This is a genomic window from Achromobacter sp., from assembly GCF_049647645.1.
Taxonomy (GTDB): Bacteria; Pseudomonadota; Gammaproteobacteria; order Burkholderiales; family Burkholderiaceae_B; genus Achromobacter.
On record NZ_JBARYB010000076.1, the window covers coordinates 1 to 10,280 of the forward strand.

Annotated in this window: 9 protein-coding genes and 1 pseudogene; 5 read left to right on the plus strand and 5 right to left on the minus strand. The window is 63.2% G+C overall.

Features of this window, described 5'->3' with window-relative positions; all coding sequences use genetic code 11:
- A pseudogene (locus WBB14_RS09040) lies at positions 1-142 on the plus strand (electron transfer flavoprotein subunit alpha/FixB family protein); the annotation flags it as partial.
- A gap of 114 nt (positions 143-256) precedes the next feature.
- On the opposite strand, the gene WBB14_RS09045 reads toward WBB14_RS09040, so the two are convergent.
- Both WBB14_RS09045 and WBB14_RS09050 read right to left on the minus strand, forming a co-directional pair.
- Positions 257-1,783, minus strand: a complete 1,527-nt coding sequence (locus WBB14_RS09045) for a sulfatase-like hydrolase/transferase (protein ID WP_424239521.1) — start codon at positions 1,781-1,783, stop codon at positions 257-259.
- The gene (locus WBB14_RS09050) at positions 1,780-2,748 is read right to left on the minus strand and encodes a tripartite tricarboxylate transporter substrate binding protein (RefSeq protein WP_424239522.1); all 969 of its coding nucleotides are present in this window, start codon (positions 2,746-2,748) and stop codon (positions 1,780-1,782) included. Before WBB14_RS09050 ends, WBB14_RS09045 begins: the two co-directional genes overlap by 4 nt.
- A 124-nt stretch (positions 2,749-2,872) precedes the next feature.
- Here WBB14_RS09050 and WBB14_RS09055 point away from each other — a divergent pair, with 124 nt between their 5' ends.
- From WBB14_RS09055 to WBB14_RS09070, 4 genes are all read left to right on the plus strand, one after another.
- Positions 2,873-3,847 carry a LysR family transcriptional regulator gene (locus WBB14_RS09055; protein ID WP_424239523.1) on the plus strand — a complete coding sequence of 325 codons (975 nt, stop codon included), beginning with the start codon at positions 2,873-2,875 and terminating at the stop codon, positions 3,845-3,847.
- 293 nt (positions 3,848-4,140) lie between these two features.
- The gene (locus tag WBB14_RS09060; RefSeq protein ID WP_049797877.1) at positions 4,141-4,572 is read left to right on the plus strand and encodes a MarR family winged helix-turn-helix transcriptional regulator; all 432 of its coding nucleotides are present in this window, start codon (positions 4,141-4,143) and stop codon (positions 4,570-4,572) included.
- Between the two features lie 28 nt (positions 4,573-4,600).
- Positions 4,601-5,581: a Bug family tripartite tricarboxylate transporter substrate binding protein gene (locus WBB14_RS09065; protein ID WP_424239528.1), complete on the plus strand. Its 981-nt coding sequence runs from the start codon at positions 4,601-4,603 to the stop codon at positions 5,579-5,581.
- A 4-nt stretch (positions 5,582-5,585) separates the two neighbouring features.
- Positions 5,586-7,169, plus strand: a complete 1,584-nt coding sequence (locus WBB14_RS09070; RefSeq protein ID WP_424239524.1) for a sulfatase-like hydrolase/transferase — start codon at positions 5,586-5,588, stop codon at positions 7,167-7,169.
- 60 nt (positions 7,170-7,229) lie between these two features.
- Here WBB14_RS09070 and WBB14_RS09075 read toward each other — a convergent pair whose 3' ends face one another.
- The 3 genes from WBB14_RS09075 to WBB14_RS09085 all read right to left on the minus strand — a co-directional run.
- Entirely contained in the window at positions 7,230-9,365 is a 2,136-nt protein-coding gene (locus WBB14_RS09075; protein ID WP_424239525.1) for a LamG-like jellyroll fold domain-containing protein, read from the minus strand.
- Positions 9,366-9,533: 168 nt separating this feature from the next.
- A complete protein-coding gene (locus tag WBB14_RS09080) occupies positions 9,534-9,683 on the minus strand; it encodes an integrase core domain-containing protein (RefSeq protein ID WP_424239526.1) in 150 nt (49 codons plus the stop codon).
- A 197-nt stretch (positions 9,684-9,880) separates the two neighbouring features.
- The coding region (locus WBB14_RS09085) for a hypothetical protein (RefSeq protein WP_424239527.1) at positions 9,881-10,280 on the minus strand (400 nt) is incomplete at its 5' end.

A 10,280-nucleotide genomic window follows, 5' to 3' on the forward strand; every position in this document is an offset into this window, starting at 1 on the left:
CCAGCACTTGGCCGGCATGAAGGATTCGAAGGTCATCGTGGCCATCAACAAGGATCCGGAAGCGCCGATCTTCGGCGTGGCCGATTATGGCCTGGTGGGCGATCTGTTCCAGGTCGTGCCTGAACTGGCCGGCGCGCTGTAAGTCCTATCGCGCTGCAGTATTGAAGGCCCGCCAGCTTCGCGCTGGCGGGCCTTTTCATGTCCGTAGCCCTGCCGGCTACGGAACAGGCGTAACCGTCCGGTCCTCAGCGCGCGTTCAGGCGATGCCGGACGCCGGTACGCGCGCCGGCAACTGGTCGGCGGGCCGGGTGTCGAGCATGGCTACCAGTTCCCGCCGCTTCGCGGCATAACCGGGATCGTCGAACAGATTGTCCATCTCGTCCGGGTCTTCGGTCAGGCAGTACATCTCGCCTGCGCCGCTACCCCGTTCCATCGTCAGCTTCCAGTCGCGTGTGCGCACCGTGCGCAGCTTCAGTTCCACGCCGCAGCGCGATGCCGCCACGTCCCACTCGCTCAAGGCGAACTCGCGCGTGGCATCCTCGCCCTCGAGCAAGGGGCGCAGGCTGCGGCCATGCTGCGGCCCCAGGGCCGACGCGCCGCCATAGTCGTAAAAGGTCGCAGCAAGGTCCAGCGTGGAGACCGGGTCTTCCACCTTTTTCCCAGCCACGATGCCAGGGCCGCTGGCCACCATGGCCACGCGCAGCAGGCCTTCGTAGGGCATGGGGCCCTTGAGCATCAACCCGTGATCGCCCAGCCATTCGCCGTGGTCGGAGGTGAAGATGACGATGGTGTCCTGGTCCAGCCCGTAATCGCTCAGGGCCTTCATGATGCGACCCACCTGATGGTCCACCAGCGAGATCATGCCGTAGTAGTTGGCGATGATCCGGCGCAGCGCCTCGTCGGATTGGGTCGGCATGCGCGAAAAATTCTGGCGCACCGCCTGCACCTCGGCGTTGCCCATGGGCTTGCTCTCCATGCTCGCCCTGTGCCACCAGGGCCTGCGTTCGTAGTCAGTGACGCGATGGCGCGGCAGGTCGACTTCGTCGGGATGGTGCAGGCGCGACCAGGGCTCGGGGCAATCGAAGGGATGATGGGGATCGGGAAACGAGGCCCACAGGCAGAATGGCTGGTCACGGTGTTCCCGCAGATAGTCGATAGTGCGATCGCCGATCCAGGCAGAGTTATGCCAGGCCGCCGGCAATGCGGAATTGAAGGTCTGCGGCGCGCCGCTGGCCGGCCCCAGATCCGTCTGGTAAAGCTGGTTGCGCAGATCGCCCAAGCCGTCACCGTAGTGCCAGCGCGAATGGTTCAGGCCGCCAGGTAAGGGCGTGGGCAGCCAGTAGTTGTGGCCCTCCACCACCAGCTCGACATGCTCGAAGCCCATGTACGGGCCCGCCCAGCCCGGTCCCATGCCGGCCTCGCTGTACTGGCACTCGGGCCGTCCCGTGGCCTGGAAGGTATGGTGCGTGGAAAAATGCGCCTTGCCGATGAAGCCGGTGTCATAGCCCGCGGCGGCGAGGCTGCCGGCAAAGCCCGCCTCGCCGGTGCGCAGGTCCAGGTCTATGCCGTTGTCGCAAACGCCATGCGTCAAGGGCAACAGGCCAGTCAGCATGGAGGCGCGCGAAGGCTGACAGACGAGGTTGGGCGTGATGCAGGCCGCGAAATGCGTGCCGCTGCGCGCCAGATGATCGATGTGCGGCGTCTTGACCCGGCGTCCGGCAAAGCCCAGGCAGTCGCCGCGATGCTGGTCGGTCGTGATGAGGAGAATGTTGGGGCGTTTCATTGCTGCTTGCTGATGGCGGTCTTGATGTCGGAAAGCACGGGCGCGAGAACACGCGTGTCATGGGCAATGCGTTCGCTCAAACTCAAGCCGTCCTGGTCGCCCACGATCATGCCCTGGGCCTGCATCTTGTTCCGGACCTCGGGACTCTTCAGGACGGCGGCCACGGCGCGTTGCAAATCGGCCTGCACCGGCGCCGGCGTCTGCGCTGGCGCGAACAGGCCGAACCAGCTGTAGAACGTGAAGTCCTTCACTTCGTCCTTCACCATAGGCAAATCGGGCGCGCCTGCGATGGACGCGGCTCCCGCGTTGGCCAGTCCCTGCACCTTGCCGGCCTTGATCTGCGGCACGGCCGTGCTGGCGACGATGAACATCAGATCGACCTGGTTGCCCATCACGCCGACAAAGCCCTGGGGAGCGGCCTTGTACGGCACATGCTCGAGTGAGATGCCAGCGGCGTGCTCGAACAGCGCCATCGCCAGGTGATGGGTAGAACCCGGGCCGCCGCTGGCGTAGGTGATGGCGTCGGGCCGGGCGCGGGCCTGGTCCAGCAGTTCGCGCAAGGACTTGAACGGCGCCGCGGGCGACGCCACGAGCACGTATTGCAGGGTCGCCAGCGTGGCGATTGGTGCGAAATCCTCGGTGCGATAAGGCACATCCTGCATCAGGTACGGCACGGCCGTGAACGCGGCGTCCGGTCCCAGCAACAGCGTGTAGCCGTCGGGCTTGGCGCGGGCCACGGCTTGGGCGCCGATTACGCCGGCGCCGCCCGCGCGGTTTTCCACGATGACGGGAACGTTCCATTGCTTGGACATTTCCGCGGCGACCAGGCGTCCGACCACGTCGGCCGCACCGCCGGGCACTGACGGCACGACCAATGTGACGGGCCGGTCCGGATAGGCCGCACAGACCGCCAGGGGAACGGCCAGACAGCATGCGGCCAAGGCGCCGCATATACGTTTCAGCATGATTGTCTCCATCCCGCGGCTCGCCTCATTCATGGGCAGCTCGCTAGGGAGGATCATCAGACACCGAGACATTCCAGTCCAATGATATATTTTCGGATTCTCATATCAGAATTGGTATGTTCGGATGAACCCTCCAGAACCCGTTTCGTCCCTGCAGCCCGACTGGTACCTGCGCGGCAGGCTGCGCCTGCGTCACCTGCAACTCATGCTGTTGCTGGACGAAGTCCACAACGTCGGCGCGGCGGCGCAGCGCATGGCCACCACCCAGCCTGCGGTGTCGCGCATGATTGCCGAACTGGAAGACATGCTGGGCGCGCGGCTGTTCGACCGGACACCGAAAGGCACCTTCCCCACGCCCCACGGCGACTCCCTGATCCGCCACGCACGCTGGGTGCTGGGCGACCTGGAACGCATGAGCGGCGAATGGTCCGGCGCGCCCGACCTCGACGTGGAAACCATCCATCTCGGCGTCAACTCGGCGGCGGCGGCCTACCTGGTGCCGCGCGCGTTGCTGCGTTTCGAGCAGCAGGCGGCCAACGTCAATGTGCTGGTGCGCGAGGGCTCGCTGGAAGCCTTGATGCCGGACCTGCACACCCGCAAACTGGACCTGCTAGTGGCGCGCATGGGCGCAGCCGTCCGCACGCCCGATACCCTGGCGCAAGTGCTGTACGAAGAACCGATGTGCTTGTGCGCGCGCAGCGGGCATCCATTGGCGAGGGTGGCCCAGGTCTCCTGGGCGCAACTCGCGGCCTACCCGTGGATCATGCCGCCGCGCGGCAGCCCGGCCCGCATCGGCCTGGACATGCTGCTGCAGCGCCACGGCCTGTACCCGCCCTCGCGCATCGAGTCGGCCTCGGCCCTGAACAATATGATGCTGATGGCCAATAGCGACTTGCTGTCGCTGCTGCCGCGCTGTGTCGCCCGCCATCCCGCAGGCAGCGGCGGCATCGCCATCCTGGACATCGAACTGCCGCCCGTGTTCGGCCCCCTGGGCATCGTGCGGCACCACAGCCTGGACCTGTCGCCGCGGATGCGGGATCTGATCGACTGCCTGCGGACGGAAGCGGCCGACGCGGCGGCGGCATCCCCAGAGAGGTAAGTCAGGATGGCTGGCGTCGAGCCAGCGTCCTCCACCGTCCGGCGACCCTCGGCATGATGCGCAGCTGCGCTTCGAACGCAGCACAGCCGCTCCACGCATCGGCTGTTAGTGAAACTACTGACTCCCTCACGCCTTGACACGGCAAATGCCCAGCCCTAAATTAATTACGTGATTTTTCACCGATTATTCACACATAAATGACGAACATAAAGCCGCTCCTGAAAGCTGTTCCCAAGAAGTCGACGGCGCCGATCAAAGACGCGGAGGATCTATTCCACGTCACGGATTGGCCCATGCACTACTTCCTGGCCATCGACCGCTTCCATATCCGGAACATCGCTCGCGTGCTGTCCGCCCATCACTGCTCTCCCCTGATGTGGCGAGTCCTGAGCATCCTGGCCGACCGCGACGGACACAGCGTGTCGGAGCTGGCGGACCTCAGCGTGATCGAACGCTCCAACCTGAGCCGCATCCTGGATGCCATGGAACGCGATGAACTGATCGAGCGCATCGGACATGAGACCGACAAGCGGCAAACGCATGTGTTCCTGTCCGAGCAGGGCCGCCAGCTCTTCGTCGAATCGCTGCCCGCAGTACTGGACTATTACGCGCGGTTCCTCACGGGAATTTCTCCGAGCGAGATGACCGTCCTGATGAGTGTGCTGAAGAAGATCAAGCGCAATGTCGCTTCGTTCGATTCACGAGATTCCAGCGACCTGGATTAGCCATAGTCCCGAGGGACCCATCATGAACATGAGCCGTCGTTCCGCCCTGCAGTCGACTTTTGCTTTCGCCGCGTCAGCCCTCTTGCCCAAGGCCGCTGACGCGCAGGATTCATGGGTTCCCACCAAGCCGATACGAACCATTGTTCCGTATTCGGTAGGCACTCCGCCCGACGTGGTTACACGCATCGTCGCAGCAAAAATGACCACGAACATCGGGCAATCCGTATATGTCGAAAACCGGCCCGGCGCGACCGGCACGGTAGGCCTGGGCGAACTGCTGCGCCAGCCATCCGACGGCTACGCCCTCATGACCATGCTGCAGCCCATCTCGGTCGCGCCCGCGCTCTATCCGGCCCTGACCGTGGACCTGTCGCGCGACCTGAATGCGGTCGGCCAGTTCACCAGCTATTGCAATGTGCTCACCGTCCACCCCAGCATTCCAGCCCGCACGGTCGCCGAATTGGTCGCGCTGCTGAAGGCCAAGCCCAATGACTTCAATTTTGGCTCGGGCGGCAGCGGTACGCCGGCCCATCTTTCGGGTGAACTGTTCAAGCAACAAGCGGGTGTGCTGGCGACCCACGTGCCCTACAACCAATTCCCGCAGGCGGTGGGCGATCTGTTGCAGGGGCGTCTGCAGTTCATGTTCGTGACCAGCAGCGTCATCGTTCCCCATATTCAGACAGGCCGCGTCCGCGCGCTCGCCGTGACCGGCGCCAAGCGGATTGCCGCCCTGCCGGACGTACCCACGATGATCGAATCGGGATACCCGGAGTTCGACGTCAGCGGCTGGGACGGCTTCGTCGTTCGCTCCGGCACGCCGGCAAAAGTAATCGCGCGGCTCAATGCCGAGCTTGCCAAGGCCGTGAAGTCACCCGACGTTGCGGACCGGTTCCTGGCATTGGGCGTAGACCCCGTCACGGGCAATCCCGCGCAGTTCTCTGACCTTATCGCCGCCGAGTCCCGGCGCTGGGGAAATCTGGTTCGCAGCGCCGGAATCAAGGCGGAGTAAAAGCATGGATGGCAAACACGGCAAGCCGATGAACAAGATCAAGAATGTTCTTTTCATCATGTGCGACCAACTGCGCGCCGACTATCTTGGGTGTTATGGACACCCCACCATAAAAACGCCGAACATCGACGCCCTGGCGGCCCGAGGGGTGAAGTTCACCCGTTCATACTGCGCGGCGCCTACCTGCGGCCCCTCGCGCATGTCGTTCTACACCGGCCGGTCCATGTTCAGCCATGGCGCCATCTGGAACTTCGTGCCGCTGTCCATCCGCGAACAGACCATCGGAGATTTTCTGCGCCCGCATGGCGTGCGCGTGGCGCTGGCGGGAAAAACCCATTTCGCGGCCGACATGGAGGCGATACGGCGTCTGGGCATTCCAGCGGCAGACGGCTCCGCAATGCTTGAAGGCGGTTTCGAAGTCGTGGATCGCTACGAAGGACACGCGGACCCCGGCGGCGATCATCCCTACACGCGCTTTCTCAGGAGCGCGGGCTATGGCGGACCGAACCCGTGGGGCGAATTCGTGATGTCCGCAACCGATGTCGCGGGCACGCGCGTCAGCGGTTGGAAGATGCGCAACGTGCATTTGCCGGCGCGGGTCCGGGAGGAACACTCGGAGACGGCCTACACCACGGACGTGGCGATCGACTTTGTCCGGCGGCAGGACGACCAGCCCTGGTTCCTGCACCTTTCCTACATCAAGCCGCATTGGCCTTACCTGGCGCCCGCGCCGTACCACGACCTGTACGGCGTGGATGATTGCATCCCGACCGTCAAATCCGAAGCTGAGTTGATCAACCCTCACCCCGTCTACGCCGCCTATCTGAAGCATCGCGAGTCGGTGAGCTTCGCACGCGACGAGGTCGCGGCACGGGTCAAGATTCCCTACATGGGGCTGATCTCGCAAATCGATCATCATCTCGGCCGCTTGATGGCCACTTTGCGCGAAACCGGTCAGGACCAGAACACGCTCATCGTCTTCACGTCAGACCATGGCGATTATCTGGGCGATCATTGGCTGGGCGACAAGGACCTGTTCCATGAACCTTCGGTGCGCATTCCGATGATCGTGGTCGATCCACACGACGATGCGTCGGCAAGCCGAGGCAGCGCTTCAGCCGCGCTGGTGGAATCCATAGACTTCTTGCCGACCGTCATGGATGCGCTGGGGCTAGAACGACCCAACCATTTACTGGAAGGCGATTCCCTGCTTGGCCACACCCGCGGCCGCAACCCACGCTGGCGGGATGCAGCCATCAGCGAGATTGACTACGCCTATCGCGAAGCGCGCGTTGAACTGGCCCAGGATCCTCGGCGTTGCCGAGGCTACATGGTGCGCACCGAGAACTGGAAGTACATCTATTGGGACGGACACGCCGAACAGCTGTTTGACATGTCGCTCGATCCTGACGAATTGCGCGACGTCGCCGGCGACGAGGGACTGTCCCGCGTGCTGTCAGAACACAAGGAACGGCTTTTCGAATGGATGCGCACGCGCAAGCTCAGCGTAACCGTGCCCGACGAGAACATCGTGGTCTCCCGCCACACAATCGAGCCGCGGCACGGTATCGAGATCGGCGTGTGGTAGCGGTCCACGGTGCCGCGCCCAACCCGGGCGGGACGCGCCACGCGCGTCCCGCATGCCGGCCTAGCTGGCGCGGCGCGCAGTCAGCCACTGCGCGGGCTTGAGCGCCTTTTCCACGATGCGGATCTCACCGATGCTGCCGAAGAAGCCGTCGGCGCGTTCGCCGTCCCACGAACCCGCGCCGATGACCCAGGGCATGTCGGCGGCCAGCGTCGCCAGGCCAGGCGCGTTGCTGACGTTGCGCAATACCGGCGCGCCCTCGATATAGAGGATGGTCTCGTGCGTGTCAGCGTCGTTGACCACCGCAACATGGAACCATTTGTCCGCGATGATCTCGCCCGACCAGTTGGTCTTGCCGCCGCGCTCGCCCGCCACGGCCGGCACGACTTCCCACTGGATCTCGCGTAGGCTGGACACGGCGAAGATCAGGGGCGGGGATTCGGGGTCGCCGCCATTGAACCCGGCCAGATCGCCGCGCTTGCCGTCGCGCGTCATCATGTTCATCCAGGCGTGCTTCTGCGCGCTCCAGTCCTTGTCGATCTTGAGAAAGGCCTCGACCGTGTAGCCGTTGGGCACGGTGGCGCTGTTGATCGCCGCGGCGGCATCGGTGGTGAAGTAGCTCATGCGCGCGGTGTTCTTGTCCGTGTTCAGGAAGCGCACCGAACCGGGCGCGGCGGACAGGAAATGGTGATCGTCCGACCACAGCAGGTCGCCTTCCTGCGCGCCCGCCACGCCGTCGATGTTGAGCGCCGCGCGGCGGACCGGGTTCAGGCCGGCCGCATCCGCGACGGTCTCTCCCACTTTGACGGGCTGCCCGGCCTTGCCGCCGAAGAAGCGCCAGTGCGCCAGCGTCCCCGCCACCAGCGGATAGTCATTGCTATCGGCGGCCGGCTTTTGCTCGACGGTCGCGGGATCCGTGTAGTTGGCCAGGATCAACGCAGTGGCTTGTTCCACCAGCGAGGTATGCGTGGGCGCCGCTGCCTTGAACGTCTTGTTGAAGCCGGAGAAGCGGCTCGCGAAGTCCATCTTGATGGTGAACTGCTCGTTGGGCGCGGTCAGCACCGCCTGGTCGAACGCATTGAGCGTGTCCTTGGGCTTTTGCGGCACCCAGGGCGAGAACGACAGCACCCGGATCTCGTTGTTGCCCAGATCGAACTCGTACAGACGCATCAGGCCGTTGCCGCCCTGATAGGCCATCTGGTAGTCCACCACCATCTCCTCCACCGCATGGCCGTAGGCATTGGTCTTGGTCAGGCGGGTGGCGCCATGGTAGTGGCCGTTGAGCGTCATGAAGATCTGATCGTTGTCGCGAATCAGCTTGTCCCACAACATCTTGCCGTAGGGCACTTCCAGCGGGCTGACGCCGTCCTTGTCGATGTTCAGCAACTGGTGGTTGACCAGGATGGCGGGCAGCGTGGAATTGGCGCGCAGCACCTGATTTGCCCAGGCCAGCGCGTCATTCGACGCGCGCCAGGACAGCGACAGCACCAGGAACTTCTGCCCTTCGGCCTCGAACACGTGGTACTCATGGAAGCCGCTGGCATCGCGGCCGCCGAAAGTCGCCTGTTGCTTGGCCCGCGTGACGCTGAAGTGCTGCAGGTACGGTTCCTTGGCCAGATCGCGTTGCGCGTCGGTATTGGCCGACTGGCTGCTCTCGTCGACATAATCGCGGTCGACGATCACGTCGTGGTTGCCCGCCAGGATCGAATACGGCACCTTGCCGTCTTCCAGCACCTTCATCGCGGCGCTCGCCACCTTCCACTGGTCGGGCTTGCCCTGCTGGTCGACCACATCGCCCAGATGGACCAGGAACGGAATGTTGAGCGCCTTGGCGTGCTCGGCCACCCAGCGCGTCTGCGCCTGGTAAGGCTCGCTGCCGTACTTGCGCATGAACTGCTGATTTTCGGCATCGGTGGCGTAGCGCGAATAGAACTGCGTATCCGGCAGCACCGCGAGCGCGAAACTCGACACCAGGGCCGGCTGCGGCTTGCCGGTACCGCCATCGCCCTCATCGTCGTCGTCATCGCCGCCGCCGTTGCAGCCGCTGAGCAGGAAACTGCCGCCCATGGGCAGCAGCGTCACGCCCAAGCCCGCGCGCAACAGGCTGCGCCGCCGGCTGTCGGGTGCGAGCGGCAGGGCATCCGCCGCCTGCTCCACGATCTGCGTATCACCCTGGCCGTGCCTGCTGTCCTTCGTCATTTCTGCTGCCTGTCCAAAAAGACGGGAAGTCTAGAGATGCGGAATGACGGCGCGATGACTGGAGGCCGTTCGCGTCCAGCACACCTGGTCGTCAGCGATGCTCTGCGTAATGGTGGGACCGAATACGGCACTGCCTGGCGCGCTGGCGCCGGACCGTAAGCCCCCCTGTCAAATAGACATAGGCAGATAGACGATCGGAGTGAGGGTTAACCGAGGCGTGACGTGCGCCGGCGGGAGGCCGCCCAGCGACTCATGCGGGCGGTATTCGTTGTAATCGACTAGCCAACGTTCAGTGATTGCTTGGACCTGCTGACACATTAAATAAAACGTAGCCTGACACGTTAAATCAAACTTGTCTTAAGCCAAAGTCAAGACAGTGCCGTCGCCGTCGATCGACGGCCGGATCTCGAAGATGATTTGGGCGTCCGTTAACCGTAGTCTGACACGTTAAATTTCGGTCTGGCGCCATAGAGGCGCATGACCTGACCAACCGCGTCTTGAGTGTGGTTCAGGTTCTAGCCACGAGTGTTGGAGAAAGTAAATTCAATCATCGCTGATAAAAACCAGGAATACTCTTTCATATAGTTCCCCCTCGCCACCTCCGAGTTCACTATATAAACAACAAATGCGCAAAAATCCGGTTCTTCGTCCTCTGGCATCCCGTAAGCAGGAGAAGCGAGCGGAAAGTTCCGCCACCAAGACTCATAAGATATCTCAACTTCAAAATCTGCATCGGCAGCAAAAAACCGTGTTATGCCTCCGTCAATATGCTTATATTTCAACTCCAGAACTGGGTCTTGCAGGTTTATCACCTTATCCGACACCCGAAGAAGAAGCTTCGCATCGCTCACATACAAGGCAACTAGGTTTCCGCCTACAAAGTCTCCTTCCCCGGACAGGGCCAGACCCTCAGCC